This is a genomic window from Streptomyces sp. NBC_00104 (assembly GCF_045160825.1).
Taxonomy (GTDB): Bacteria; Actinomycetota; Actinomycetes; order Streptomycetales; family Streptomycetaceae; genus Streptomyces.
The window spans coordinates 10658229-10684609 of sequence record NZ_CP108215.1; the positions used below are offsets into that span (position 1 = coordinate 10658229).

Sequence of the window (26381 nt, forward strand, 5' to 3'; positions counted from 1 at the left end):
GATCTCCCTGTCGTGTCTGCGACACCCTGCCCCTGGCCGCTCGACCGGCCGGACCACCGCAGAGGCCATGAGGACCACTGCGGAAAGAACGGGGCCGGCCGGCAGTATTTCCCGGGGTGCTCGATACATGGTGCTCTTACGCGTAAACAAACATCACGGCCGGCATCGGCTGTCAAGGCATTCCGTATCAGCCCCGGCCGAGCCGGTCCGGCCGAAAGCGACCGGCCAGCGGCATGAGAAAGGCCGGCCCCCGAGAGACGGGCACAGACCACCCCGGCCCGCTCCTGCCGTCCGGCCGCGGGTTTCCCGACGCCAGACGCATACGCAGCCATCCAGTCCCGCCACACCCCGAACGGTCCGGGATTCAGAATCGGGGGCTTCATGTGAAGCCCCCGATTCCACCTGGCGGAGAAAAGCTCCCGTGGCGGCACGCCCTTGACACCGGAACGGATACCGAAACGGAACCGAAACGGATACCGAATCGAGAGCGCCCACGCCGCCTCCGAAGACGGGGCACCCACCGGCCGGGACATGAACCGGCCGGTGAGCGCTCCGTACCGATGCCGGATCAGGCGGGGCGTATGGACAGTGCGTGACGGAACACGTCACGCGGATCGTAAGCCTTTTTCACCTGCTGCAGCCGCGCGTAATTCGCTCCGTAATACAGCGTGTGCCACGGTGTGTCGGAGGTATTCCACGCCGGGTCGGCGAGATCGACGTCCGGATAGTTGATGTACGCCCCGGCGTTGATGTCGTTGGGCACCGGAACACCCCCGGTCGTGCTGTAGACGTCCCGGTAGAGCTTGCGCACCCACGCCACGTGCGCGGCGTCCTCGCTCTGCGTTCTCCATACACCGGGGGTGAAATAGACGCGCAGGACCGAGTCCCGATGCACATAGGCGGTCGCGTCCGGGCGTATGGTGTTGATCTTCCCGCCGAGAGCGGCCAGGTTCACCTGGGCGCCCGGATTGCTGATGGAGTCGTCGTTGAGATAGCGGTAGATCGTCGCTATCTGCTCATCGGTGTAACTCTTCCGCAGATCCGAGGTCTTGTCCTTCTGGCGCCCGGGGGGACCCCAGTACCAGTTGTCCCGGTCGAGCCACGGCAGCTCGTGCCTCGTGTCCGACGCGACCTTGACACCGGCGCCCGAGGTGACGTCCGCGAACAGCCTGTCGAGCAGCGCCTCCCCGCCCTCGACCGTGTCCTCGACACCGGCCATCAGGCCGATCGTGCCGGCCGACCGGTGCGACCCGGAGAACGTGGCCCAGATCTGGGTCTCCTTCGCCCCGGGAGCACTGTTGCGCTCGAACCACTGGCAGTAGTTGCGGATGAGCGTGGTGAACGACTGCTGCGACAGGGACTCCCACGACCACTGCACCGTCCGGACCCGCTGATTCCCGGCCCGGGGAAGGAGTGTGCCGGGATCGGTGGAGACCACCCCCGGCGTACGCAGCCAATACCGCGTCACGACACCGAAGTTGCCGCCGCCACCGCCCGTGTGCGCCCACCACAGGCCCCGGTTGGGGTCGTTGGCCTCTCGCGTTGCCACGACGGTACGGGGTGTTCCGTCGGCACCCACCACGACCACCTCGACGGCATAGAGGTGATCGACGGCGATCCCGTGCATGCGGGAGTAGAAGTTGTAGCCGCCGCCCAGGATGTGCCCGCCCAGACCCACCTCCGAGCAGCCCGCGGAGGGAATCATCACGCCCCAGCCCTTGAAGAGCGTGTTCTGCGTCGGAGCCACGATCGCGCCCGGCCCCACGGAGAACGCCTTCCGTGACTCGTCGAAGTAGACGTCCGACATCTGGGAGAGATCGATGATCTCTTTGACCTCGGAGGACGCCGTGAAGTTCTCCAGGCAGTGGCCCCCGGAGCGCACGGCGACCCGTCGACCGGCCGCGACGGCCCGGCCGAGCGCCTCGGCGACCTGGCCGGGGGAAGTCGCGATGGTTATCTGGTCGGGCCGGCCCGTGAAACGGGTGTTGTGCCCGCGCAGGAAACTGTCGTACCGGGTGTCCCCGGGCTGCACGGTGACGGAGCCGAACGCCGGTGTGCACGCTCCGCCGGCCGCCCCCGCCGCGGCCGCGGCCGCGGGCCGGGCACCGGCCAGGACGTCCGCCGACACCAGACCGGCCCCGGCGACTGCGGCACCGGTGAGAAATCCCCGGCGCTTCAATTCGGACATGGATGAGACTCCTTGCTGTTGACGATCATTGGCAGGCGCCGCGACAGGTCGTCGTGGGGAGCGGCGCCGCGGCGGGTCGGCCCGCCTTCTGTTTCACGGGCAGTCGGACGGCCGGCACTCCGGCCCCCTCTTCACATCACGGCGGACCCGGGACGCACCGAACCCCGGGGGCGCGGCGCCCACGGGCCACGATCCCTGCCGCCGGCCCGGATGCTGTACCCGGCGGCAGAACCCCAGCGCCCCGCCCACGGGCCACCACGATCCCTGCCGCCGGCCCGGACGCCGTACCCGGCGGCAGAACCCCAGCACCCCCTGCACCCCTTGAACGGGGCCCGTCCTCACACCCGGGACCGGCCGGCCGCCGCCCGCACCTCCAGCAGCGGCAGGCCGGCGGCGTGCCGGCGCAGGAACGTGGCGGTCGGGGTGTCGGCGTCGGCGACGGTGTCCACAGTGCCCTGCGCGACCACGGCACCTCCGTCGGGGCCGGCTCCCGGCCCCAGGTCGATCACCCAGTCCGCGGACGCGGCGACGGGGATGTCGTGCTCGGCCACGACGACGGTGTTGCCCGAGTCCAGCAGCACATCGAGTGCGTCCACCATGCGCTGGATATCGGAAGGATGCAGGCCCGAGACGGGCTCGTCGAGCACGACCAGACCGGCGCCGCGGCCTGCCGCGCCACGCTGGATCGCCGATGCCAGCTTCAGCCGCTGCGCCTCTCCGCCCGACAGTTCGGTGGCACTCTGCCCGAGCTGGAGATAACCGAGCCCGACCCGGTTCAGGGCCTCCAACGTTTCCGCGAGCTGCCGCGGCGCGGGAAACCGCTCCACGGCCTCGGCGATGGTCAGCTCCAGAACCTGATCGATGGTCAGCCCCTGGTAGGCGATCTGCAGAGCCTCCGGCTTGTAACGCCGGCCTTCGCACGCGTCGCACACCACCCACACGTCCGGCAGGAAGTGCATGTCGACCAGCTTGCGGCCGTAACCGGTGCAGGTCTCGCAGCGGCCCCCGCCCGCGGTGTTGAAACTGAACCAGGAGGCACTGACCCCGCGCCCGCGGGCCGCATCGGTCTCGGCGAACAGCCTGCGGACGATGTCGAACGCCTTGCTGTAGGTGGCCGGATTGGACCGCGGGGTCCGGCCGAGCGGCTCCTGGTCGACGACCGCGACCCAGCTCAGCCCGCCCAGACCGGTCACCTTGCGCACCGTGTCGGTCGCCGTCCCGTTCAAGGCGGCCTCCACACCCGCCCCGAGCGCGCCGAGCAGACTGCTCTTGCCACTGCCGCTCACCCCGGTCAGACAGGTGAGCCGGCCGACAGGAAAACGCACCCGCTCCGCGGTCACATTGTGCGCACGCAGGCCGTGCAGCTCCACCCAGCCCGTGCCGTCCCCGACCGGCCGGCGCCCGCGCCGCAGCCGCGGCCCGTCACCGGCCAGATACCGCCCGGTCAGCGACGTGGGATGGGCGGCCGCGTCGGCCGGCGGACCCGACACCAGGACCTCACCGCCGAGGCGGCCCGCCCCCGGCCCCATGTCGATCACCCAGTCCGCCCGGGCGATCAGCTCGGGATCGTGCTCGACCAGAAGCACCGTATTGCCCGCCTCGCGCAACTCCAGGGCGATGTCGAGCAGATGCGCCTTGTCCGCCGGATGCAGCCCCGTCCCGGGTTCGTCCAGGACGAAGATGATGCCGCTCAGTTCGGTGCTGAGCTGCGCCGCGAGCCGGGTGCGCTGCAACTCGCCCCCGGACAGCGTGGCCGCGCTCCGGGACAGCTGCAGATGGGCCAGACCGAGCCGCTCGAGCACCCCGAGCCTGCGCACCAGATCCTGCAGCAGCGGCTCACCCACCTCACGCTGCCCGGCACCCAGGTCGTCCGCCACATGCTCCGCCCAGCTACGCACCTCCCGCACCTCGACCCCGAGCAGGCCGGGATACGTCATCCCGCCGAGCCGCACGGACCGGGCCACCTCGTCGTACCCGCTGCCACCGCACGTGGCACACGGCTGCTTACGCATGTACGGCAGATAGCGCTCCTTGGCACTGGGCGTCTGGGCGTTCACGAACACCCGCTCCACCTCGGCGAGCGCGCCCCGCAGCGGCTGGGTCGAGCGGTAGGTCATCGACGCCGTCTCGTTCTTGTTCGGCATGTCGATGGTCGCCTCGATCTTCTCGTCCCCCGTGCCGTACAGCACGCAGTGACGAAACTCCTCCGGCAGCGACTGCCACGGCCGGCCGAGGTCCACGCCCCGCTTCTCGGCAAGCGCCGGTACGAACGCGTGCTCCCCCGACCGCCACTTCGCGAACCAGGGCGAGGCCCCCTCGAAGAGCGGAAGCTCCGGCCGGGTGATGATCAGCTCCTCCTGCGCCTGCCAGCGCCCGCCCACCCCGTGACAGTCGGGACAGCTCCCCTCCGGCGAGTGCCGGTCGAAGTGCGCGGTCGTCAGAAGACCGCCCCCGCTCACCGCCACCGGGTCCGCGCCCAACGCGGGAAGCCGCGAATACAGCAGCCCCAGATGCCCGTCGATACCGGTGATCGTCGCGACCGTGGAACGGGGGTTGCGGTTCAGACGGCGCTGGTCGACCGCGAGCGTCGGGCCGAGCCCCAGAATACGGTCGACCTTCGGCCGGTTGCGCTGGGTGATGTACTGCCGGACGAACGGCGAAAGACCCTCCAGGTACCGCAGTTGGGCCTCGTTGTGCAGGGTGTCGACGGCCAGCGAGGTCTTGCCGCTGCCGCTCACCCCGGTGAAGGCGACGAGCTGCCCCTTGGGGATGCTCAGCGACACGTCCCGCAGATTGTTGGTACGAGCCCCCACGACGTCGATGGTCTCGCGGCCCATGCTCGCGACGTCCCGCACGAATTCAGTCAAGTCCCGCCACCCTCTCAGACGTTGCAGGGCATGAGCGGGGAGGTCACCCCCACGCACCCCGAACGGATCGATCACGCTACTACGGGCGATTCGCAGCCCGGTTGCCGTCGGGTCGAGGACGGCTCGAGACCCTCTCGAACCCGACTTGAGTCCCACTTGAACACGCCGGATGACCAGCCCCGTCCGGCGTGCGACGACGAGCCCCCTTCCGGGGCGAAAGCGGGGCCGCGGGCACCGCATCCACGAGCGGTTTCGCCGCGGGCCCCAGGTGACGGCACCCCAGCCGACGACACCGACCACGCGATCCGTCACAAAGAACCCGGCGCCGGCCGCCGCGCGCGGCGAGAGCCAAGGCCCGCAGCACCGGCGCCGCGGACCGTCCCCCCCGTTACCTTCTTCATGACCCCGCCCCCGGGCCCCCGGCCCTGAAGGAGCGACGTGATCGAAACCAGCGAAACCAGCGCCACCGGCGGCAGCACCATCCGCACAGCCCTGACAGCCCTGACCGTGCCCATCGCGCTGCGCCTCCACCGAGCACCGACAGCGGTACCCGCCGCCCCGCCCGGGACAACACCAACCACCACCGACAACGGCCGCCTCCCGTACCAGGGGCCAGGCAGGAGAACAGAGCGGGCCCGGACCCACAGGTCCCCCGCCCGGCTCGCACACCCGACCCGACATCGAATGAAATGAACTATCCAGTCCTCTATGCTGTACCTCGCTCGGCCGTCCTGAGCGCCTTCACGACGCCCCCGGACCGCCGCCACCACTCACAGACCCCCACCACACTCCGAGGCAGGCCATGTCCCTCTCGCTCACCGTGTCCGACGAGGTGCGCACCCTCGCGCCCGGCTTCACGCACGTCGCCGTCGAGGCACACGACCTCACCAACGGACCCAGCACCGATGCCAGCTCCGTCCTCCTAGACGACGCCGCCCGCCGCCTCGCTGTACGCCTGGACGGACGCGCCCCGCACGAGGACCCGCACATCGCCGCCTGGCGCGAGGTCTACACGGCGTTCGGCTCCAAGCCGTCCCGCACCCGCAACTCGGCGGAGGCGCTGGCGAAACGAGCCCTGTCGCCGGCGGGACTGCCCCGCATCAACCTGCTCGTCGACCTGTACAACGCCATCAGCGTCGCCCACCTCATCCCCGTCGGCGGCGAGGACATCGACCACGTCCAGGGCGGCATGCGCCTGGTACGCGCCACCGGCGACGAGGACTTCCTGACCGTCACCGGCGGCGAGGAGGTCATCGAACACCCCGACGCCGGCGAAGTGATCTGGCGGGACGAGACCGGCGTGACCTGCCGCCGCTGGAACTGGCGCCAGGGCCCGCGCACGAGGCTCACCGAGAAGACCACCTCGGGCATCTTCCTGCTGGAGAGCCTGGCGCCGATGCCCGTCACCGACGTCGAGACGGCCGCAGCCGAACTCGCCGAACTGCTCGCCAAGTTCAGCCCCGGCGCACACATCACCGTGCACGCCCCCCACCCCGACCGATGAGCGAGCCCGCCCGACTCCGCCCGGAGCGCGACCAGGCGGCGCTGACCCCGTCCCCGACCGCCCTGAAGCAAGAAGGCAATGCCCGGCCGGCTCGACGGCTTCCGCACCCCCGGCCACCAGCCTGCGCGTGATGAACCACTGAGCCACCCACCACCTGGCCGCACCCACCTCGCGGCCAGGTGAGACGACCAACCCGCCCCGGGCGGACCGGACATCCCCGGCCGGCGAAAGGGCACAAGGCCGGGCCCGGCGTGCTCGTCACAAGCAGCGACAGCAACGGCGCCGCACGCACAGCCCACGAAGACCGCCGAGGCCACGAACCCACCGGTCATCCCACCGGTCATCCCACCGGCCTGCCGAGACCGTGACGAACGTGACCGAACGAGGGAACCGCCCACGGACAGCGCGGAGCTGACAGCACCGAAGACCGCGCCCGCCCCCACAGGCACAAGGGCTCACCCGGCCACGACCGCGCAGGCACCGCCGGCGGGCCGCAGCATGGTCACCGCGGCCCGCCGACGGTCCGCCCCTCACCGATACCCGGTCGCATCCGCGGGCTTACCGGCGTCGTCGACCTCGACCAGGTAGCGCCAGCAGTCCGGACGCGAACCATCGAGGTCGGTGAAGCCGTACTCCTGGGCGAGCTGCCCGCTCGACAGCGACTGACCGTTCCAACGAGCGACATCAACATCACCGGCCAACGCCGCGACCGCACGCCCGACATACGCCGGACTCTCCGAGATGCAGAAGTGCGGCACCGTGGCCAACGCGTCCCGCCAGTTGTCCTCAGCAACACCGAACGCGTCGAGCATCATCTCCGAACGCAGCCAGCCCGGACTCAGCGCCACCGCCGTTCCACCATGCGGCTTCAGCTCGTGAGCGAGCACGAACGCCATACGCAGCACACTGTTCTTGACCAAGTCATAGAAGTACGAGTTGCGATAGTTCACCCCGTTGTACGCGGACGTGCCATCGGTCATCTCCACCACGAGACCACCCGGTTGCCGCACCAGCAGAGGCAGCAGGAAGTGGCTGGTGATCGCATGGGTCTCCACCCCCAGCCGCAGCAGCCGCAGCCCGTTGTCGAGGTCGTGCTCCCACACCGGCTTCTCGAACTCGAACAGCCGCTCACCACCCCAGACATTGTTGACCAGCACATCAAGCCGCCCCTGCTCGGCGCCAATGCGCTCGGCCAACGCACGGACCTGCTCCGGCACCAGGTGGTCGGTCGCCACCGCGATACCGGTTCCGCCCGCGGCACTGACGAGTTCCGCGGTCTCCTCGAACGTCTCGGCCCGGTCATACTCCGAACGCCGTTCCGCAGTCGTACGGCCGGTGACATAGACCGTCGCACCCGCCGCCCCGAGCTGGACGGCGATGCCCCGCCCGGCGCCCCGCGTGCCCCCCGCAACCAGCGCGATCTTTCCGCGGAGGTCCGGTGTCGATGTGTCGGGCGTCAATCCCATGAAAGTCCTTTTCTCTCTGTACGGCCGGCCCACGTCCGCCATCGACGCCAACCGGTGACACCATCCTCACCCCCATACCCGACACCTTGTGTCGCCTTTCCGCACCCATCTCACCGACACCACCGAAAGCGGCCGACCCGATGCCACACGCGACCTCACCCCTCCCGCACCAGGCCTTCCACACCAGGCGCCCCCTCACCCGTCGACCGCACCGGACCGGCCTGAACCCAGCGCATACCGATGGCGGACAACTGCTCCATCCGCTCCGGCGAAAGCGCCCCCGCCCGGCTGCGCTGGTTACCGATCTGACAAATCCACGAAGGACCACTGCATGGATGCCGAATCTGGCGATCTCGAGGTCATCGCTTCAGCTGTCCTCGGCCGGTCCGGACGCACGGGCTACAGTGCCGCGTTCGAGAAGGCGGTCACTCATCCCGTCGGTGATCTGCTGATCCTCGACCGTGTCCATCTCGACAAGGCATGGAGGGGCTTCGGACCAGGACTGATCCTGGCGGCCGAGGCGATCCGGCGGCTGTTGCGCGGTGGGGCGTACCCGGCCATGGGCGAATACCTCGAGGACCGCGAGCAGCTCACCTAGGCGTACCGGCGCCAGGCGAAGAAGAAGATCGCCGCGCTGTGGGAGAGCATCGGCTTCCAGCGATGGGGCGGGGACCCGGCCGGGGCGGCCCCAGCCGACGTGCCGGAGGCCAAGCGGCCCGGTATCCGCCTCACGCTGCTTGTGGCGCTGGTGCTGTACCGGATCACCGACGCCGACGTGGCTGCCTGGCGAGCGGGCCGAGGCGAGCGGACAGGCAGCACAGTCGGTGACCTGACCCGCGGCCTAGCCTTCGGCGCGATCACGGCGGTGCTGCGGCGTCCTGGATCAAGGCGCCGTGGATCGCTGAGAGGCGGGCGGCCCGGACGGGCACGGGCCGGAGTCGCGGAGACCAGCCCGTCGGGATCGGAGGGCTGCGGGCCGAGGGGACGGCGGCCGAACGCACTGCCGAGTTCCGGCCGTCCGGATGCTGTGGCAGGACGGGGCCGATCGGCCTTTACTGGAAGGTGAGGATCACCGGAACAGGCGACCGAATCGTTTCGCCCGACGCCGGATGCTTCGCCAAGGCAGGAGGTCGTGCCATGGACCCTCCTCCGCGAGAGCGCGACCTACCGCACCTCGTGGTCGACCGCCCGGACCGGCTGCGCGGCCGGGTCTTCGTCCTCGACGACCAGCCGATGCTGGTCGGGCGGGACTCCGACTGCCAGATCCAGGTGGGCGATCCGGGCGTCAGCCGACGGCACGCGGTGGTGTGGCGGGCCTCGGGCCGGACCACCGTCGAGGATCTCGCCTCCACCAACGGCACCATGCTGAACGGTCACCCGGTGCTCGGGCAGCAGGTGCTGCACTCGGGTGACGTGCTGGATTTTGGTCCCTTAGAGGTGCATTACGAAGAGCTGCGCTCCGCCGACCGGACCGTTCAGGCCCCGAAGCCCGGAGCCGGCGGCACCCCGGGCGGTACCTCGGACACCATGCCGGGCTGGGGCCCCGCCCCCGAGCCCGGGCCCACGCCTCACGGCGCTCCCGCCGCAGGGCCGCCGCCCTCCGGCCCGCCGGGCCGCCAGGCACCGCGCGAGGCCGGCCGTACGCCGCCCGGCGGCGAGCGGCGGTTCGACATCGGGGAGCAGCAGGCCGACCGGCTGAGCAATGTCGCCGGGGACCAGTACAACTACGTTCAGCAGGCGCAGCGCGAGAGCTTTTTCAGGGAGATCGCCGCGACCCGTACCAGGGCGCGACACCTGATCATGCTCGGCTTCCTGCTCTTTCTGGTCGGGGGCGGGATCTACGGCTGGGTGATCATTCGATTCGTTTCCGGGACCAACGACGATATTTCGTCGGGGAGTTCGACCTTCGACTCTTCCCCGGAGCTGCTCGGACCGAAGGTGGCCGGGGTGCCGGTAGGGGCGGTCGGGTTCGCGATGGCGGCTATCGGGACGGTTCTGACGGTCATCGGGATCGTTCTGCACATCGTGACGACGTCCCGGCGCCGCCGCTTCGAGGATGCCGAGCGGCAGGCGTCCTGGCGGCAGCGGTGAGGAGATGGGGAGCCATGGCCTTCAACATTGGCAACCAGCAGGGCGGCGTGGTCAACAACGTCGCCGGGAACCAGACCGTTCACGGTGGCCAGTCGGCCGTCTTCACGGCGGGCGGGCAGGAGGTGCGCGGCCTGGTCCGGGAACTGAGGGCGTCGATCGAGCGGACGGCGCTGCCGCCGGCAATCGAGCCCGAGGTGCGGGCCGAGCTGGACTCGCTGGACGAGGAGGTCGCCCGGCCGGAGCCGGACCGGGAGGCAGTGGCGGGCCGGCTCGGCCGGATCACCCGGCTGCTGTCCTCGGCGGGTGCGCTGGTCACGGCCGGCACCGGGCTGATCGGGCCGCTCGGAGCGCTCGCGGGCTGGCTTGGCGCACTCGGCCAGCCGATCTTGCGGGCGATCGCAGGCTGATGGGAGGAGGCTGACGGAGAGGGCCCTGACCCCGGAGTTGGACACGGGCCACGCGGGTCCGACAAGGCCCGGCCTCAGCCGCTCACCACAGGGATCACCATCTGCCACCACCGAAAACGGAATAAAAACCTCGGTAACCACTACTGGGGTGCGAGATTCGGTGTCGTCAGCCCGTCCTCGCAGGGTCCCCGGCGCCTGTGCCGCTCGAAAAGTCGTGGCTGCACGTCACGCGGTATATCCGTCGTACTCGTTGATGAGGCCACCGGTGATCCGGGTGTGCAGGACTTTGCGGGTGTCGAGGTCGTGCACGGTGGCGGGCTTTTCGCGGGCGTCGGGTGGTAGCTGGTCGCGGGCCTGGTGGGGCCGGTGCCCGTTGTGGTGGAGCTGGTAGGCCGCCAGGTCGATGGGCGGGCACCCAGGTCGTCCGGCGTGCTCGGATCGGAGCGGCTTCATGCCGTCCTGCAGCCCTGTTTCGCGGCCCGGAAACATAAGTGGATAGCTTATCCGATTGCGTGTTACGGTCCCCGGTAAACGGATGAGCTATCCGCATAACCGGGTGGAGGGGCACATGACGAAGAAGACAGCCGTGGTCACGGCGGGGACAGCCGGTATCGGACTGGAGACAGCCCTGGGGCTGGCCGACGCCGGGTTCTTCGTCACCGTGGTCGGACGCAACGCCGACAGGGGTGCTCAGGCGGTCGACCGAATCAACGCGATGAACCCGTCCCATCCCGCGCGGTTCCTGCCCGCCGACCTCGGCTCGCTCGACCAGGTGCGCGCGCTCGCTGACCAGATCGCCGCCGAACATGCCACTTCTGGCGACCCCCTGACCGCGCTGGTCAACAACGTCGGCGCGATGTTCTCGCAGCCACAGACCCTGGACGGGATCGAAGCGTCGTTCCTCGTCAACCACCTCTCGCCGTACCTGCTGACGGAACTGCTACTGCCCACGCTGACGGCCGACACCCCCAGCAGGATCGTGAACGTGACATCGAGTGCAGTCGGGCTTGCGAAGCGGTCCTTCGACACCGTTGAGCCGCCCGGCGGCTACTACGGCTTCCATTGGTATGGCCGCGCCAAGCTCGCCAACCTCGCCTACACGCTCGACCTTGCCACCCGGCTCCAAGGCACGGCCGTCTCTGTCTTCGCCGCCGACCCCGGAGGCGCCGCAACCGACATGACCAACGGCACCATGACCGATCCGAAGATCGTCTCACCAGCCCTGCGGCTGCTCTGGCCGCTGGTACGCCGCAAGTTCGAACGCTCTACTTCGGGTCCGGCGTCCCTGGCTGCCCGGCCCTCGATCGTCGCCGCCACCGACGCCACCCTTACGGGCCGGACCGGCATCGTCATCGGAGCCCAGACCCACCCGGTGAAACCTCTGCGCGCAGCCACAGACCCCCGCGTCGCCCAGGACGTGCGCCGGCTCAGCGAACGGCACGCGCCCCTCACGACAACCTGACCCGCCGAGCGGCACGGGTACCGGCGGCGACATCATCCGGATGGGTCATCCGATTAGCATGTCCCCCATGACGACGCCCCTTCGCAAGGACGCGGCCCGCAACTGGGACCGGATCGTCGCTGTCGCCCGTGCCCTCGTCGACCAGGGCACACCCCTGCAACTGAACGACGTCGCCGGCCGCGCCGGACTCGGAGTCGGCACTGTCTACCGCCACTTCGCCACCCCCGAGGCGCTGCTGGAGACCGTCGCCACTCCCTGCCTGGAAGCCCTGGCCGCCCACGGCCGGCAGGCGCTGGCCGACACCGATCCCCGGCGCGCGCTCGAAGCCTTCTTGTTCCGCACCGTCGAAGCGCAGGTCACGGACGCGTCCCTGGCCCCGGTCGCCGCCGCAGCCACCGACACCTTGCCGCGCACCACGGAACTCAAAGAGACGCTTCAGTCGGTCGGCACCGCACTCCTCGACCGGGCGCGCGACGCCGGGGCGGTTCGACGTGACCTGGCCGCCACCGACCTCGTCCCGCTCATGTGCGGCATCGCCTACTCCGTCAACGTCCATGGCGGCACACCTGCCGACCGGCTCGACACCGCACACCGCTACTTGGCCGCACTCCTCGAAGGACTGCGGGCCACGCCACAGCACCCGTGAGAGCACCGCCCGCACACCAACCGGGGGTGCTTCGGGTGCCCTCCGCCGGTGTGGGCAGTCCGATCGCCAGCAGGAGACGGCTGCCCGCCCCAACGACGACTGCATGGCGCACAGGTCCGCGACCGCCGTCCCCATGGGGAACCGTGACCACGAAGGCGGGGAATCTCGTGACGCGGAACCGGCCGAAAGCGGAGAATTTCGTGACCGTTGACAGGCGGCGAGCTCGGCCAGGCGGGCTTCGGTCTCGGCGAGGGCGGTGGTGAGCCGATCGATCTGCTCGCGCAGGTTGTCGGCGCGGGCTGCGGTCTCATCGTGTTCGGTCTGCAGCAGCCGCAGGAGTTCGCTGGCGTTCACGCGGCCGGCTCCACGTCGTCCCGCCCGGTGGGGGTAGGGGTGGTGAGGCGGCGGAGCATGCCGGCGGTGGAGGCCCAGTAGACCCGGTAGGCCGCGATGTCGGGTCGGTGATCGTAGTTGCGGGCGAGGCCCCGGTGCAGCATGAGGGTGCCGTTGACCTGCTCGACCACCCACCGCTTCGGTTGCGGGACGAAGCCCTTGCCTTCGTCGTCGGGGTTGCGTCGGACCACCTCGACGGTGATGTCCTTCACCGCCCCGTGGATGATCACTGGTGCGGTGACGCTGACTGGAGAGTACGGAGCGCGCCGCCGCCGCCCGGGCCAGGAGGCGCTCGCGGCCACCGACGCCGCACCCACCGCCGAAAAGCCAACGCCATCCTCAAGACCTGGCGCGCGAGGATGCGTTCCGCCCGCGCCGCCGTCCGCCGCATCACCGGCCACAGCATGCGTCGCGGCTGGATCCAGCTGAACGCCTCGCTGACGGCGTTGTCGAAACAAGATCCGACCCGGCCCATGGACTGGAAAACGCCCAGCTTGCGGCAGGACCGGCGGAACCTCCGCGAGGCGTACTCGGCGAGTTCAACCAGTCGTTGCAACACCGGGCTGTTGCAGCGAGCGTAGCTGCTCTTCGAAGACCTCGGCGGGTGTCCGCCAGCCGAGGGTCTTGCGGGGCCGGTTGTTGATCGCCATGGCGACGGCTTCGAGGTCCGTGGACGACCACCGGGACAGATCGGTGCCCTTCGGGAAGTACTGACGCAGCAGCCCGTTCGTGTTCTCGTTCGTCGGTCGTTGCCAGGGTGAGTGGGGATCGGCGAAGAACACCTTCGTCCCGGTATCGATGGCGAACTGGGCGTGGCCGGAGAGTTCCTTTCCGCGGTCCCAGGTGAGGGTTTTGCGTAGCTGCTCGGGCAGCTGCGTCATCGACGTCGTGAGCGCCGCGTTCATCGCGATCGCGCCATAGCCCCCGAGTGAGGTGCCGTTCTTCACGGGCGGATTCTCGCCCCAGCCCTCGAGCCGGGGCAGGTGCACCAGGAGCGTGGAGCGGCTGCTGCGCTCGACCAGCGTGCCGATCGCGGAGCGACCCGTCCCGATGATCAAATCGCCTTCCCAGTGTCCGGGGACCGCGCGGTCTGCGGCCTCGGCGGGGCGTTCGCTGAGGATGACGTCCGCGGTGACATGCCCCTGCGGTTTGTTCTGTGACCGTGCACGGGGAGTCCGCAGCGCCCGGCCGGTGCGCAGACACGTGACCAGTTCCCGCTTGAGCGCGCCACGGCCCTCGATGAACAGCGCCTGGTAGATCGCTTCGTGGCTGATGCGCATGGACTCATCATCGGGGAAGTCGACATGGAGACGGTGCGAAATCTGCTCCGGGCTCCATGCCGTCGCCCATCGTCTGTCCTGCCGGTGCGGCTTGTTCAGCCCTTTCCATGCGGGCGTCCTGGGCCCGGCGACGATCGTGTTGTCGGGGCGGCGGACACTGCCGACGAGCCGGTCCTGCACGTACTCACGCAACCTGTCGTTGCCTGTGAGCTTCGCGGTCCTCGGGCGCTTGGCGGCCTGCTGTGCTTTCCACTGGGCGACCGTCGCGCGGTACTCCTGCTTGCCGCCGCGCGTGGCGGCGTTGCGGCGCAGTTCGCGAGAGATCGTTCCGGGGTCACGCCCCAGGGCGCGGGCGATCTCGCGCACGCCCTTGTTCATCGCCCTGAGGATCGCGATCTCCTCGCGCTCCTCGAACGCGAGGTACCGGCCCGTGGGCTCGGCCAACGAGATCGGAGGCATGCCGCCAGCGTGACGAAACCACCTCGCACCCACCGGCCACGACACGCCGACCGCCAACGACGCCTCCACCGTCGTGACCCCCGTGGCGATCAGCCGCCAGAACTGGCGCTGCACGACTCGAGACGGATCAGGCCGCCCCGGCGAACGCATCGCCGGCCGCAACGCACGATCAGCGCGCCACTGCCGACGCCGACCCTCCGGAACATCGCTGGTCTTCAAACTCCAGTCCGCCGTGGCCACGTCGCACACCTCCGAGATCAAAGTGTTGCGACGACCAGTTGAATCCACCCTCGCTGCCGCGGTCCGTGTGGAAGATGACGCCCCGCACGTTTCCGCCGCGGGTGGCTGCGGCCATGTGCAGGGCGGCCACGACTAGGCCCGCGTCGTGCCGCTCTCCCATCGCGTAGCCGAGCAGGCGGCGGGAGAACAGATCGATGACCGTGGCCATTCTGTGGAATCTGTGACCTGCGACTTCAGTTCTGGGAGCTTTGCCGGACTTCGATGATCGGTAGCAGTTGGGCGGTGATGGGTCCGCTCAGCTCGCGGGGGCTCGGGCCGGCGGGTGTGGGGGTGTCGGCGAGCCGGTCGAGGAGGGAGTCGAGGGCTGCCTGGCCGTCGTCGACGGCGGCGCGTTCGTCATCGGTGAGCGGGATGGAGACGAGTATCCGCTGCAAGTTGGCTTTGGCTTCCAGGAGTTGAGCCCGGCTGGAGTCCTTGGGCGTGTAGAAGTCACAGCGTGCGCAGGCCATGCGGTGCTGGCACTGCTCGAAGAAGCTGTAGGTGCAGTAGCCGTGGCCGAGATCGTAGTGCTGCCAGGGCTCGCCGCCTGCGGCGGCGCCCGAGGCGACCGCGTCGCGGTCGACGAGGACCTCGATGGTCCGCAGGTTCCGGGAGAAGTATCCGGCCTCGGTGTATGCCCTGGTCAGCGTGTTCGGTGTGATCTTCGCGTAATGCTGGGTGCTGGTCGGGCTGCGGTGCCCGAGCCATGCCTGCAGTTCGAAGAGCGTCATCGGCTCCTTGGCGTTGTAGAGCTGGCTGGCGATGGTGGAGCGTGCCCGGTGACTGGTGATGTTGCCGCGGACGTCGGCGGTGGGCACTCCGGCCTTCTCGCAGAGCGAGGGGATCAGGGTGCGGTTGATGTAGTTCTTCGCGACGGGGTGGGCCCGGACGGAGAAGAGCAGGTCAACGCGCTCGTTGGTCTTGGCGTCGAGGCGCTTGGGCTGGGTGGGCCGCTGGGCCTGCCAGGCTTCGATGGCCTGGCCGACGATCGGGTCGACGGGCTTGGTGAACGCCGTACTGGTCTTGTTCACGGGGACATCGAGGAGGCAGACAGCCTGTTCGGCCAGGACCTCACGGGAGGCACCGTCGATGGGGTGTCCGTCGTGCTGCCAGCGGACGCAGCCGACCCGGAGCCGGGAGATCTCGTCGCTGCGCAGGCCGGAGAAGAGCCAGGTCAGAGCGAGAGCGCGGATCAGTTCCAGGGGGTAGTAGCTGCCCGCTGAGGTGCCGGGGAGGTCGCTGGCCTGGAGGTTGAGTCCGGCCCACAGCAGTTTCGCCCAGACCTCGTCGGCGATGACGCGAGGGTCGGTGGAGATCAGGGCGGCGATCGTGCGGGGCACCGCCAGGGCTCGGTTCGTGTCGAAACGCCTGGGGATCCATTCCCATTCCTGCAGGTCGCGCAGGAACGTGCGGGTGCCCATCAGGATGTGGGATTTGGTGCGTGGGGCGATCGGGTCGCCGAGACGCTCGTGGAGGTGGTCGGTGCGCTGGACGTAGTCTCCGACGGCCATCTTGTCGACTGCGGCGACCCAGTTCGCGCAGGTCGACCGCGTCCAGTGGGCCGGATCGACGGCGTCGGGATGTTCGGCAGCCAGCCAGCGGCCGGTCTTGGCCATGTTCGTACGGATGTTGTTGCGAACGGCCGTGGTGAGCGTGGAGGTGTCGTACCAGCGTTGCAGATAGCCGGCCCACGGCTCGGGCACTCCGGCCAGGCCCGGAGCGTGGTTGAAGCCGGGTCGGACCGGGACCCGGCAGTGCCCGAGATCGGCCAGGACCTTCTGCAGTGCGTAGAACCCGGAGGCATAGCGGGGGCCGGTGGCCGGGTGGGCCTGCAGGCGGGCGAACGCCTCGGTGGTCAAGTCCTCGAGGCGGGGGCTGCGGTTGATCAGCAGCGCCTGGGCCAGCACTCCGGGCAGCCGGTAGCGGCCATCCTCGCGGCTCTGGCTGCGGTAGCCCCAGCCCTCCGAGACCTTCGCGACCTCGGCCATCGCCGTCTGCAGCATCTGTGGCCCGAACAGCAGCTCGGCCAGGTAGAACCGGTTGAAGTAGCCCAGGTGCTGGTAGTCGGTGAAGCCGCCGAGGAGATGGGCCAGGGCGATCAGGAACGGGCGGGTTGCGGTGTCCGTCGGCAGTGGCTGGGCTGTGCGGAACGCGGTACTGCCGGTGGAACACAGCCCGGCCCAGTCCCAGGGCGTCCACCCCCACCAAGAACGGTCCAGGGTGCGGCAGTTGGCCAGTACGATCGCCACGGCCTGGGCTCCGGCCCGGCGGTGGCTGACCTCACCGTCGTGGTGCAGGACGCCGCGGGCCTGGTCGAGAGGGTCCACCAGCCGGGTCAGGGCCCTCCAGTGCACGGCGGTCCGACGCGGAATCCCGCCGTGAGCCCGCTGCCGGCGCAAGGCCCGCAGGTCCATGGCCGCCAGCGCATCCCGCTCCCGGCCGAGCAGCTGCGGACGGCAGTCGAAGCCGTCCAGCGCGAACACCCTCAGCCGCTGCGTCCCCACCTCGGGTGTCGAGATCAGCGGCCTGACCTGGGACGGGATCACCACGGGGACCTTCCCGCAGTGGTGAGTGTCTCGACCCGCCAGGCGTGCAGATGCGACATCGAGGCGTTCAGTCGGGCGGAGAGCTCCCGGCCCGAGAGGTGGATGTAACGCAGGGTCGACTCGGTGCTGCGATGTCCGGCGAACGAGGCGATCGCGTGCACCTCCCAGCCCATCCGGGCCAGATCCGTCAGACACAGGTGCCGCGTGGTGTGCGTGGAAAACCGTGTCACCTCCGCGGTGAGCGCGATCCGGCGTACGACCTTGGACCACGTCCACAAGGTCAGTGGCTGGGCCGCGTTGCGCCGCGACTCCGACAGGAACAACGGCCCCCGCGCCCGCGACAACGAAGCACGGTGCCGCAGATACTCGCCGAGCAGCACGCCGGTGGACGCCGAGTAGGGCACCACCCGTTCCTGACGCGTCTTGGTCGTTTCCGCCCGCACCCGCAGTGTGCGGTGGGCCGGATCGATGTCGTCGGTCCGCAGCGAGCACAACTCCTCGCGGCGAAGCGCCGAGTCGTAGGCGAGAGCCAGCATCAGCCGGTTGCGCACCGGCTCGGCCCGGAAGACCTCCAAGATCCGCAACCACTCGTCCTCCGACGGGATCCAGGGCAGCTTCACCATCCGCGGCACCAGCCCCCGCGCCGTCCCGCCACCGGTCCGGCCGGGGGTGTAGCGGCCGCGGCCCACCGGATTCGACTCCCGCACGCCCTCCTCGACGAGGAAGTCAAAGAACAGCCGCACCGGCACGAGCCGCTGCTGCAGGGTGGCGTTGGACAGGCCCGCTCCCGAGTCCAGGGCCAGAACGTTCGCACCACCGCGACTCGGTCGTGTCCTCAACTCCCGTACGAACGCGGCAACATGGACGCGACTGGCCGCCTCCGGGGCGATCCCCTCCCGCTCACAGACCAGCAGGAACTCACCCAGTCCCCGGGCATAGGCGTCGATCGTCCGAGGCGCCCGCCCCAGATCCGACCAGATCTGCAGCCACTCGGCCGCCCGCTCATGCCGCCCCAGGACCGGCCACTTCTCCGACAACACCGTCACGGACACGTTCAACGCGACACTGGCACCGTCGTACCGCCCCGGCCGTAAGGTCCATCCGTCAGCGTGATTCCACGTAACTTATAGATACACCTTGCCCTCGCCGGTCTCGATCTCCGTCATGTCCCCGCACCACACCAGGTCGGGCGCTTCGGCGGTGAAGTCCCGGTTGACGAAGTCCGGGGCGGCCGGTCGTCTTCCCGGCCGGGTCAGTCCGCGCCGGTGGCTGACCTTGCGGGCGACCAGGCCGAGTTCGGCCATGAGCTTGGCGATGGTGTTCACCGAGACCCGCCAGCCCTGCCGCACCAGCTGGATCCAGATCTTCGGCGAGCCGTAGGTGCCACCGGAATCGATGAACTCCTCCCGTACCGCCTCGGCCAGCTGCCGACGGCGTACTTCACGCCGGGTTGGCCGACGGGTGCGGTGCTTGTAGAACCACGACTCGCTCACGCCCAGGGCGCGGCACGAGACTCGGTGCGAAATACCGTGCTCGGTCCTGAAGTCGCTGATCACCCCGACCACTTGGGACGGGTCCGCCACGGCTACTTCACCCACGGGACCATGCAGCGTTTGAGGACATCGCGCTCCATGACCAGTTCCTTGTTGTCCCGCTTGAGCTGGGCATTCTCCCGCCGCAACCGCTCCAGCTCGTCACTCCCGCCGGCCGGCGCCGTCCCTGCCCGGCGAGCGCGCGAGACCCAGCTGGCCAGCGTGGTCTCGTTGATGCCCAGATCCTTGGCGACCTCGGCAATCGGCTTCCCGGTCTCCGTCACGATCCGTACCGCACCTTCACGGAACTCCGGATCGAACTTCCGTCGCTTCTCCGCCATGACTCCCAACTTCCCCTGCAGTCACGGTCTTCACGCTACGAGGGGAGGGACAGGCGCAGATCGAGGTGTTCCAGCGGCTGATCGGCGTCCGCGTCCAGCAGCCAGCGCCCGTGCTTATGGCAGACCCGATGCCAGCGTGGCAGGTAGCGCACCGCTCGCAGTGCCTGCCCGGTGCGCCGCGCGGTGCACAGCCGGCAGCCGAACGCGGCCGGACCCGCCATCGTGCCCGCCGCCCGCCACCGTGCCTGTGCCACCCCGGCCTCCCGGCCGGTGCTGATCTTGGGGTCGTCCATGGTGAAGGCAGGCAAAGCGCGCGCCAGTACCTTGGGCTCCACCCTGCACAGCTCGGCGAGCACACCCCGCCCGGCCCCGTTGAGGACGACCTCCGCGTCCGCCCGCGCACCGCCGCCGTCGTGCCGGGCGGGAGAGTTGCGGCATGTCCACAGCCGCAGCACACCGGCGGTCGGGAGACCGTAGCGGGCCGCCACACGGCTGATCAACGATGCGGTCAGCTCCCCGGCCAGCGGCACGGTCCGCAACACGCCCGCTGCCACACCACACCCCCGATGCCGTTTCCTGCTCCTGCTCAGTGCCAGCCCCCCACGCGCCTCACAACCAGCCTGCGGGCCCCTGCCTGGGTGGCTCGCGTCCGGCGGGCTGGCCGGGTTCCGAGGGCCGACTGCACAAGGCTAGAGGCCACCTCCCAACTTGCCGCCCTCGTCCGCCGCTGAGTCACAAAGCAGGTGTTGGCCTGCGGCCAGCGTCACGTCAGTAGTCGAGGTCGAGGTAGTCGATGTCGTTGAGGGTGACGTCGGAGAGTCCTGTGGCGCGGGTTCCGCCGTCTTGGAAGTAGATCTCTTTGAATCCCTCGGCGATGATCCCGCGCATCTGTTGGTCGCTGGCGCCTGTGTTGCGGGCGTCGAACAGGCGTTGTGCGTACGCCGGGGGGAGGTGCACCGTCAGGCGCCGGAATCTTCCGTCGTCGGTGGTGCCGACGGGTGCGGTGTACCCGAACCGGGCCCGGGTCTCCACGGTGATCCCGGTCGCGGTGGCGGCCTGCTTCTGTCGGCGCTTGCGGACCTGGGGCTGCCAGCGGGTCCGTACGGCAGCGTCGATCCGTTCGGCGATGGCGCGTGGCGGGTGCTTGCGTTCGCCCTTGCGGTAGCGCTCCACCGACCGCTGGCTGACCCCGATCTCCTCAGCGACAGCCCGGGTCGTCTTGAGCTGCTTGATCAGGTAGCCGATCTGCCCTTTGAGTGTCTTGGGCGGCTGGCGGGTGAAGGCTTCCCGGTCGGCGCGTTCGATGGCGTCGTCGATCTCTGCCACGGCTCAGCCCTTCTCGACGGTGGGGGCCTGGCCGCTCGTGTCGGCCGGCGGGGTCCGGGTCGTGTGCGTCGGGCCGGTGTCGGGCACTGGCCTACTCTCCTTCGTCGTGGACGGCGTCGCCGCCCTTGATGTGGCGGGCGGGGTTGTGGCCCTGTTCCATGAGGTCGACCGCCCAGAGCATCGACTGGACGCCTTCGAGCTTGGCCAGGCCGGGGGTGGGTCCGAGGCGGAACCCGCCGGGCTGGGGCTTGCCCGATGCGGCGTAGGGCAGGAAGTCCAGCGGGCTCTCCCCTGGCGAGGGGTAGACGACGCAGTCGGAGAGTACGGCGAGCGGGTACAGCCCCGTCATCGTGGCCATGTTGCGCAGTTTGCGGTGCATGTTGACCCGTGCTTTGGAGATGACGGCGGCGCGGATGTCGGGGCGCCAGGTGGGGCGTTGGAGGGCCGGCCACCGTTCGCCCTCCTTGTATTTCTTGCCCTGGGGGCGTTCGCGCAGTTTGCCGATGCCGCCCTTGACGGTGGCCTTGATGGCGGCCAGCACCGCCGCCATGGCCGGGTCGGTGTCCTTGTGCCGCTCCATCGCCGCCAGGAACTGCACGTCCGTGAGTTCCTTGGTGACGCCGAGGTCGGCGAGGGTGTCGATGTACGCCTCCTTGAGGCGGTCGTGCCACGGGTCCAGGTAGGCGCCGGTCTCGCGGCGCAGGTACCCCTCCAGGGGCTGGACGTTGTGGCCGAGTTCCTGGGCGTAGGCGACGGTGTGTGTCTGGTACCAGGCAGGTCCGGTCGGCCGGGTGCCGTCCGGGGTGAACGGTGAGGGCAGGCGCGGGTCCACCTCGACGTGGGACAGGTCGACCAGCCAGCTCCCGGGGATCTTCGGGTTGAACGTCGGGGCGTGGAAGTGGTCGGGGCCGGACAGGCCGACGACCAGGCGGGCCGCGGCGGCGAGGAACGCCGTGTTCAGGTCCAGGCCGACCGCGAAGGGCAGTGTGCACTCCTCATCGCTCAGCAGGTCCACCGGCCGCACCCACTGGTACGCCTCCTCGTTCAAGAACCCGCCGCTCCAGCCGCTGTCCACGACGACCGGGTGCTCGGGGGTGGCCTCCGGCGGCGCCGGGTCCATCGGCTCGGTGCCAAGGCTGCCGGGGTTGTGGCCGGGCACCCAGTTCCCGCTCGCCTCGTCGCGCACCGCGCGGGTGGGCGGGCGCAGCGCGGTCATCAGCTCAAGGCCCGATACGGCTGTGGAGCCGCGCGGGGTGATGACCCGGGTCGCGTACACGCCGAGGACGCGGGCGACGTCGGCCGGCTCCATCTCCGCCACCCCGGGCCAGGACCGCTCATCGAGCGCGTCCCAGGACAGGATCGCGAGCTGCACGCACTGCCGGTCGCGGCCCTGGGCCTTGCGGTAGATCCTTGCCCACGGGCCGAACCCGCGCTGGGTGAGCCGCCACTTCGCCTTCACCACCTGTTTGACCACCGGGTGATCCTCGGGAAGGCGCAGGGAGCGGCGCTGTTCGTGGCCTTCCAGGCGCTCGGGCAGTCCGAGTTTCACGGCGGCTGCGGCGGTGAGGACGATCAGCGGGTCGGAGTCCTTGCCGTAGCGGTTGAGCTTCGCGGCACCGAGGCCGGACTCGCGCAGCGTCCACTCCACCAACTCCGGAACGGTGGCCGCCGGGCAGTCCAGCACGATCCCGCCCGTGCCGTACGCGCAGCCGTCACCGTCCAGGACCGCGAGCGGGCCGTGCGGGAAGCGCGGATCTGCTGCCGGCTGCGCCGCCCTCTTCGTGGCCGGACGCCGCGATGCGGTGGCGGGCCGGGGGGTGGCGGGGCGTGCCGGCGCCGCAGCCGGAACGGCGGAAGCCTGCGGGGCCGGGGCATCTGCCGTCTCCGCCCTGGACGCACCCGGTTCGGCAGACGCCGCAGGCACGGTCGCGGCAACCGGAGCTGTCGGAGCTGTGCCGGGGGCGGGGTACTTCGCCGCCCACCCGTTCAGCAGCCGCTGGTAGGCATCCAGGCGCGGCGACTTCGGCTCGCTGCGGCCGTTCTCCCAGTTCTTCACCGACTGGGTCGTCGTCTTCAACGCGGCCGCCAGGCGGGCCTGCGTGATGCCGGCGGCCTCACGCAGCCGGGCACGCTCCGCCGGTGGCGGCAGGTGCGGCTCCTCGTTCAGCAGAGCGTCAACGGACGCGAACAGCTCTTCCTCGGATGGCATGACCCTGCACCCTTGCTCCAGGCAGTCCTTAACCACAAACTTATCCCACTCCTTAACCTTTCTGCGCCCATTCCAGCGCGGCGGGTGCGGTGAGTTTGCCGGCGGTGAGCTTCGCGCAGCGTGCTTATGGCCGTCGGGGGAGGGGAAGTGTGATCGCCATGACGAGCGTGATGCAGCACTACGGTCTGCTGTGGACCGACCCTGACGGTGCCCCGCAGGCGTCGGCCGGCAGGTACGACAAACGGTCGGCGAAGTGTCGCCGCACCGAACTCAAAGCTGTGGGCTGCACACGTGTCGAGATCGTGCCGGTCAAGCCGGGTGACGTTCCCGAGCCGGTTTCCTGAGCGAAGCGGGGACGTAGACAGAACTCTGCGATCAGAAGTCCCGTCCAGCAGCCCCCCGCCACGCAGCGCGTCGACCAGCCACTGAGCCATCCCTCAGTCGAACAGACCGAGGTCCGCGAGCAGCTGGCGCCGCGTATCGGGCAGCGAGTCTCGCCTGCTGCGCATGTTGCTGCGCCATACCCCGAGTCGGACCTCGGTTCCGTCTTCCAGCCACTCTGTGTGCCCGCGTGGGACGGTCACGGTGCCGGTGCGGGCTCTGTACTGCGCGAGGGCCGCGACGCCCCGCTCGAACGTCGTAGAAGCCCTTGCGGGCTCCTCCGGCTCCGGGGCGAGCGGTGTGATGCCGAGCTGCTCCAGGCGCTCGCGCTGTCCGTCGGTCAGGGCCTGCCAGACTGCCGGTTTCCGCTGTCGGGCCAGCCATTTCCCGATGTCCATGCCGTGGACGGTGAGGCCGGGCAGGACGTCGGCCTGTCCGTCTTCGTCGCGTACGAGCTCGCGCAGCGCGGCGTAGTGCCGCTGCCACTCCGCCGGCCACTCCGGGTTCCAGTCCTCGTCCACGGCCTCCAGCGCCGCCTTCCACTCAGGGTGTCCGTCGAGTGCACCTGGCCGCCTCAAATTCGCGAGCCACATCCCCAACGGCCGGTCGAGCATGGTCGCGGGCCGGGGCGCGCACAGCGTCCAGTGCTGGTCGTAGTAGGCCTTCGCGGCTTCCAGGTTCTCCTGGAACCGCTCATCGGCCAGGGACCACACCATGCCCAACTGCTCGAGTCGCCTCGCGCGCTGGCCGGTCATCTGCCCCGCCCCGTAGGCCCGTCGTTGTTCCGCGACCCATTGTCCAAGCGGTGTCGCGCCCTCGCGGTGTCCGTAGGGCACGCGGGCGTGCCGCTCCCGTTCGGTGAATTTTTTGAGTGCGGCCCAGCCGCGGGCCCAGTCCTGGCGTTCGGTGTCGATGACGTTGAAGGACACCCAGTCCGCGACCATCACCGGATCCCTGGGGGCGGCGAAACGGAGCAGCAGCCGGGATTCTTCCTCGCCCTCCTCCGGCGCGACACCGATGTTCACGGACGGCTGCGCGACGTCTTTCTGCGGCTCCTGCGGAATCGCAAGCAACTCCACGGCCTCTTCGTCGTGAGCCCGTAGACCTTCCAATACCTTCACCAAAGGGCGATACGACCCCGAGGTGAACATGTCCTCCGGCTGCTCGCCCGGCTGGAGAAATACCGGCACGATCAGAGAGGCGAGCTTGCCCTGCCCGGGTTTTTGCCGGAGCGCCCGGCCGATGGCCTGGACGATGTCGTGCGGCGCGCCCTTGGGGTCCAGGAGGGCGACTGAATCCACGCTTCGAATATCGACACCCTCGCCCAGGACCCGACAGTTGGAGAGCACGGCCCGCTGCGCCGTGGTCCCGAACGAGCCGAGGACTTCCCGCCGGCGTTCGGGGACGTGCTCGCCGCACAGCCAGTTGGCCCAGATCCGCTTCGGGTATGTCTCGGGCTGGTCGGCGTGCAGCTTCGCCGCGACGCGCTCCAGGCCCTCGGCGTACGCCTGCGCCTCGATGGTGCGGTGGTGGAAGGTGATGCACGTCGACAGGTCGTGCTGCGCCATCGTGTGCAGCAACGCGGCCTGCAGCGCCCCGAGCCGCTGACCGCGGACCTCCTCGCTGTGCCGCTCCTCGCCCATCAGCCGCTCCGGCGTGACGACCGGGTCCTTCAGCTCCAGGACGATGATCTGGTACCGCGCCAACAAGCCCCGGGAAACGGCAGAGGCGAGCGAGAGCTTGTACAGGACCGGCCCGAAGACCCTCTCGTCGTCCATGGACGCCGCCATCTCACGCGGCAGCGGATCCCGCACCCCTTCCGTAACCTCGCGGTTCAGCCGCTCCTCCCAGATCCGCGGCGTCGCCGTCAGGTACAGCCGCCGGTAGGCCGGGATGACGCTCTGGTCGTGGATGTCCGCCCACGCCTTCCCCATTGAGCCACTTGTCCGGTGCGCCTCATCAACCACCGCAAGGTCTACTGGATCAAGCTTCTGACCGTAGACACCCTCGAAAGCCTCCGCCAGGACACCCAAGCTGGCGTACGTCGCGTAGATGGTCACCGGCCCCTGCCCGTGCCACAGCGCCAACTGGATCGGGTTCGTCGTGGAGCGCACCTTCAACGACCACAGCCCCGGATCGTCCTGGAGCGAACACACCGTCACCGCCGGCCCCTTGTGTCCAGCCTCGTGCCACGCCCTCACCGTCTGCGCCAAAAGATCCAGCGTCGGCACCAGCACGAGCACACGCCCCCTGGGCACAAGCCGCCTCGCCGACGCGGCAGCCATGATGGTCTTCCCCGTCCCACACGCCGCGTGCACCTGCCCACGAAGACCATTCCAGGGAATACCACCCGGCGGAACATCAAGACCCCGCACAATAGCGGCAACGGCCTCGATCTGGTGATCACGCAACTTCACGGCCATGCCCCGTGCTCTCCATTTCGCGGAATGCGGCGCGTAATAACAATTGGAATCCAAGGCGCAAGGTGCGCGACGGTAGGGGTGTAGCATCTGATCCCAGACTCTACACAGTCACGACTCGTGATGCATCACTCGCACACCAACTTCGCACCCGAAGGTGGCACAGTGACTCAATCTCACTCACGAACGGCCGGTTGCCCTGTATGCTGACAGGCCATTGGTGAACACGTCGGGACAGGTTAGACAGTGGGGGGAGGGGTTCAGGGTGGAGCGCAGCGGAACCCGTCACTACAAACGAGGCCGGCACTCCGTCAGGCCGACGACCCGTCACATCCGTTACAGAGGTGGTGACTGGGAATCCCAAGCCCTACACAGTCCCGCGCGCGATGCACCCACCCCTTACTGCCAGCCTCAGGAATCCCGCTTGCGGGATTCCCTCAATTCGCGCTGCGCGAATTGACATGCACTCAGAATTCCGCTTGCGGAATTCGATTCCCCCGCTTGCGGGGGAATCTGGCGGAGCGTCAGCGGAGCCACGCCCGAAGCGAAGCGGAGGGCGTCACTATGCAGCGCGCCAGCGCTGC

Annotated in this window: 20 protein-coding genes and 2 pseudogenes; 7 read left to right on the plus strand and 15 right to left on the minus strand. The window is 69.4% G+C overall.

The window, feature by feature from the left end; genetic code table 11:
- Positions 1–568: 568 nt before the first annotated feature.
- Together OG272_RS46380 and OG272_RS46385 are read right to left on the minus strand one after the other, a co-directional pair.
- Complete coding sequence (locus OG272_RS46380; protein ID WP_326585355.1) at positions 569–2188, minus strand: BBE domain-containing protein; 1620 nt, start codon at positions 2186–2188, stop codon at positions 569–571.
- A gap of 338 nt (positions 2189–2526) precedes the next feature.
- The gene (locus OG272_RS46385) at positions 2527–5055 is read right to left on the minus strand and encodes an excinuclease ABC subunit UvrA (protein WP_405892065.1); all 2529 of its coding nucleotides are present in this window, start codon (positions 5053–5055) and stop codon (positions 2527–2529) included.
- Positions 5056–5857: 802 nt separating this feature from the next.
- Between OG272_RS46385 and OG272_RS46390 the strand changes: the two genes are divergently transcribed.
- Positions 5858–6559 carry a phenylalanine--tRNA ligase beta subunit-related protein gene (locus tag OG272_RS46390; protein WP_326585357.1) on the plus strand — a complete coding sequence of 234 codons (702 nt, stop codon included), beginning with the start codon at positions 5858–5860 and terminating at the stop codon, positions 6557–6559.
- Positions 6560–7089: 530 nt separating this feature from the next.
- Here OG272_RS46390 and OG272_RS46395 read toward each other — a convergent pair.
- Positions 7090–8025 (minus strand): SDR family oxidoreductase, encoded by a 936-nt coding sequence (locus OG272_RS46395; protein WP_326585358.1) that lies wholly within the window; start codon positions 8023–8025, stop codon positions 7090–7092.
- Between the two features lie 331 nt (positions 8026–8356).
- Here OG272_RS46395 and OG272_RS46400 point away from each other — a divergent pair, with 331 nt between their 5' ends.
- From OG272_RS46400 to OG272_RS46410, 3 genes are all read left to right on the plus strand, one after another.
- Positions 8357–8623: a hypothetical protein gene (locus OG272_RS46400; protein ID WP_327726195.1), complete on the plus strand. Its 267-nt coding sequence runs from the start codon at positions 8357–8359 to the stop codon at positions 8621–8623.
- Between the two features lie 539 nt (positions 8624–9162).
- On the plus strand, positions 9163–10116 hold the full coding sequence (locus tag OG272_RS46405; RefSeq protein WP_327726194.1) for an FHA domain-containing protein: 954 nt from the start codon (positions 9163–9165) through the stop codon (positions 10114–10116).
- Between the two features lie 14 nt (positions 10117–10130).
- A complete protein-coding gene (locus OG272_RS46410) occupies positions 10131–10523 on the plus strand; it encodes a hypothetical protein (RefSeq protein WP_326585361.1) in 393 nt (130 codons plus the stop codon).
- Positions 10524–10748: 225 nt separating this feature from the next.
- Here the strand turns inward: OG272_RS46410 and OG272_RS46415 are convergent, their stop codons facing one another.
- Positions 10749–10976: a hypothetical protein gene (locus OG272_RS46415; protein ID WP_327726193.1), complete on the minus strand. Its 228-nt coding sequence runs from the start codon at positions 10974–10976 to the stop codon at positions 10749–10751.
- A gap of 115 nt (positions 10977–11091) precedes the next feature.
- Between OG272_RS46415 and OG272_RS46420 the strand changes: the two genes are divergently transcribed.
- Positions 11092–11985: an SDR family NAD(P)-dependent oxidoreductase gene (locus tag OG272_RS46420; RefSeq protein WP_327750275.1), complete on the plus strand. Its 894-nt coding sequence runs from the start codon at positions 11092–11094 to the stop codon at positions 11983–11985.
- 67 nt (positions 11986–12052) lie between these two features.
- A complete protein-coding gene (locus OG272_RS46425) occupies positions 12053–12631 on the plus strand; it encodes a TetR/AcrR family transcriptional regulator (protein WP_327726191.1) in 579 nt (192 codons plus the stop codon).
- A 350-nt stretch (positions 12632–12981) separates the two neighbouring features.
- Here OG272_RS46425 and OG272_RS46430 read toward each other — a convergent pair.
- From OG272_RS46430 to tap, 10 genes and pseudogenes are all read right to left on the minus strand, one after another.
- Positions 12982–13254: pseudogene (locus OG272_RS46430) on the minus strand (IS5/IS1182 family transposase); the annotation flags it as partial.
- 309 nt (positions 13255–13563) lie between these two features.
- Positions 13564–14763, minus strand: a complete 1200-nt coding sequence (locus OG272_RS46435; protein ID WP_327726190.1) for an IS30 family transposase — start codon at positions 14761–14763, stop codon at positions 13564–13566.
- A gap of 169 nt (positions 14764–14932) precedes the next feature.
- Positions 14933–15217, minus strand: a pseudogene (locus tag OG272_RS46440) (DDE-type integrase/transposase/recombinase); the annotation flags it as partial.
- A 19-nt stretch (positions 15218–15236) separates the two neighbouring features.
- The gene (locus OG272_RS46445; RefSeq protein WP_405892062.1) at positions 15237–17591 is read right to left on the minus strand and encodes a tyrosine-type recombinase/integrase; all 2355 of its coding nucleotides are present in this window, start codon (positions 17589–17591) and stop codon (positions 15237–15239) included.
- On the minus strand, positions 17585–18640 hold the full coding sequence (locus tag OG272_RS46450) for a tyrosine-type recombinase/integrase (RefSeq protein ID WP_405895966.1): 1056 nt from the start codon (positions 18638–18640) through the stop codon (positions 17585–17587). Before OG272_RS46450 ends, OG272_RS46445 begins: the two co-directional genes overlap by 7 nt.
- A 72-nt stretch (positions 18641–18712) precedes the next feature.
- A complete protein-coding gene (locus tag OG272_RS46455) occupies positions 18713–19081 on the minus strand; it encodes an IS3 family transposase (RefSeq protein ID WP_405892061.1) in 369 nt (122 codons plus the stop codon).
- A 92-nt stretch (positions 19082–19173) separates the two neighbouring features.
- Positions 19174–19461, minus strand: coding sequence for a transposase (locus OG272_RS46460; protein ID WP_327726189.1), 288 nt, complete (start codon positions 19459–19461; stop codon positions 19174–19176).
- A 35-nt stretch (positions 19462–19496) separates the two neighbouring features.
- Positions 19497–20015, minus strand: coding sequence for a TniQ family protein (locus tag OG272_RS46465; protein ID WP_327726187.1), 519 nt, complete (start codon positions 20013–20015; stop codon positions 19497–19499).
- 214 nt (positions 20016–20229) lie between these two features.
- The gene (gene tpg / locus OG272_RS46470) at positions 20230–20787 is read right to left on the minus strand and encodes a telomere-protecting terminal protein Tpg (RefSeq protein WP_327726186.1); all 558 of its coding nucleotides are present in this window, start codon (positions 20785–20787) and stop codon (positions 20230–20232) included.
- Positions 20788–20878: 91 nt separating this feature from the next.
- The gene (tap, locus tag OG272_RS46475) at positions 20879–22996 is read right to left on the minus strand and encodes a telomere-associated protein Tap (protein ID WP_327726185.1); all 2118 of its coding nucleotides are present in this window, start codon (positions 22994–22996) and stop codon (positions 20879–20881) included.
- A gap of 158 nt (positions 22997–23154) precedes the next feature.
- Here tap and OG272_RS46480 point away from each other — a divergent pair, with 158 nt between their 5' ends.
- Positions 23155–23340 carry a hypothetical protein gene (locus OG272_RS46480; protein ID WP_327726184.1) on the plus strand — a complete coding sequence of 62 codons (186 nt, stop codon included), beginning with the start codon at positions 23155–23157 and terminating at the stop codon, positions 23338–23340.
- 93 nt (positions 23341–23433) lie between these two features.
- On the opposite strand, the gene OG272_RS46485 is transcribed toward OG272_RS46480, so the two are convergent.
- On the minus strand, positions 23434–25800 hold the full coding sequence (locus OG272_RS46485) for a Helicase associated domain protein (RefSeq protein WP_328222102.1): 2367 nt from the start codon (positions 25798–25800) through the stop codon (positions 23434–23436).
- Between the last annotated feature and the right edge of the window lie 581 nt (positions 25801–26381).

What these genes read in the sequence shown, in the direction of transcription:
- OG272_RS46380 (WP_326585355.1), bottom strand. Translation starts at nt 2,188, where the DNA reads ATGTCCGAATTGAAGCGCCGGGGATTTCTCACCGGTGCCGCAGTCGCC.
- OG272_RS46390 (WP_326585357.1), top strand. Translation starts at nt 5,858, where the DNA reads ATGTCCCTCTCGCTCACCGTGTCCGACGAGGTGCGCACCCTCGCGCCC.
- OG272_RS46395 (WP_326585358.1), bottom strand. Translation starts at nt 8,025, where the DNA reads ATGGGATTGACGCCCGACACATCGACACCGGACCTCCGCGGAAAGATC.
- OG272_RS46400 (WP_327726195.1), top strand. Translation starts at nt 8,357, where the DNA reads ATGGATGCCGAATCTGGCGATCTCGAGGTCATCGCTTCAGCTGTCCTC.
- OG272_RS46405 (WP_327726194.1), top strand. Translation starts at nt 9,163, where the DNA reads ATGGACCCTCCTCCGCGAGAGCGCGACCTACCGCACCTCGTGGTCGAC.
- OG272_RS46410 (WP_326585361.1), top strand. Translation starts at nt 10,131, where the DNA reads ATGGCCTTCAACATTGGCAACCAGCAGGGCGGCGTGGTCAACAACGTC.
- OG272_RS46415 (WP_327726193.1), bottom strand. Translation starts at nt 10,976, where the DNA reads ATGAAGCCGCTCCGATCCGAGCACGCCGGACGACCTGGGTGCCCGCCC.
- OG272_RS46420 (WP_327750275.1), top strand. Translation starts at nt 11,092, where the DNA reads ATGACGAAGAAGACAGCCGTGGTCACGGCGGGGACAGCCGGTATCGGA.
- OG272_RS46425 (WP_327726191.1), top strand. Translation starts at nt 12,053, where the DNA reads ATGACGACGCCCCTTCGCAAGGACGCGGCCCGCAACTGGGACCGGATC.
- OG272_RS46435 (WP_327726190.1), bottom strand. Translation starts at nt 14,763, where the DNA reads ATGCCTCCGATCTCGTTGGCCGAGCCCACGGGCCGGTACCTCGCGTTC.
- OG272_RS46460 (WP_327726189.1), bottom strand. Translation starts at nt 19,461, where the DNA reads ATGGCGGAGAAGCGACGGAAGTTCGATCCGGAGTTCCGTGAAGGTGCG.
- tap (WP_327726185.1), bottom strand. Translation starts at nt 22,996, where the DNA reads ATGCCATCCGAGGAAGAGCTGTTCGCGTCCGTTGACGCTCTGCTGAAC.
- OG272_RS46480 (WP_327726184.1), top strand. Translation starts at nt 23,155, where the DNA reads ATGACGAGCGTGATGCAGCACTACGGTCTGCTGTGGACCGACCCTGAC.
- OG272_RS46485 (WP_328222102.1), bottom strand. Translation starts at nt 25,800, where the DNA reads ATGGCCGTGAAGTTGCGTGATCACCAGATCGAGGCCGTTGCCGCTATT.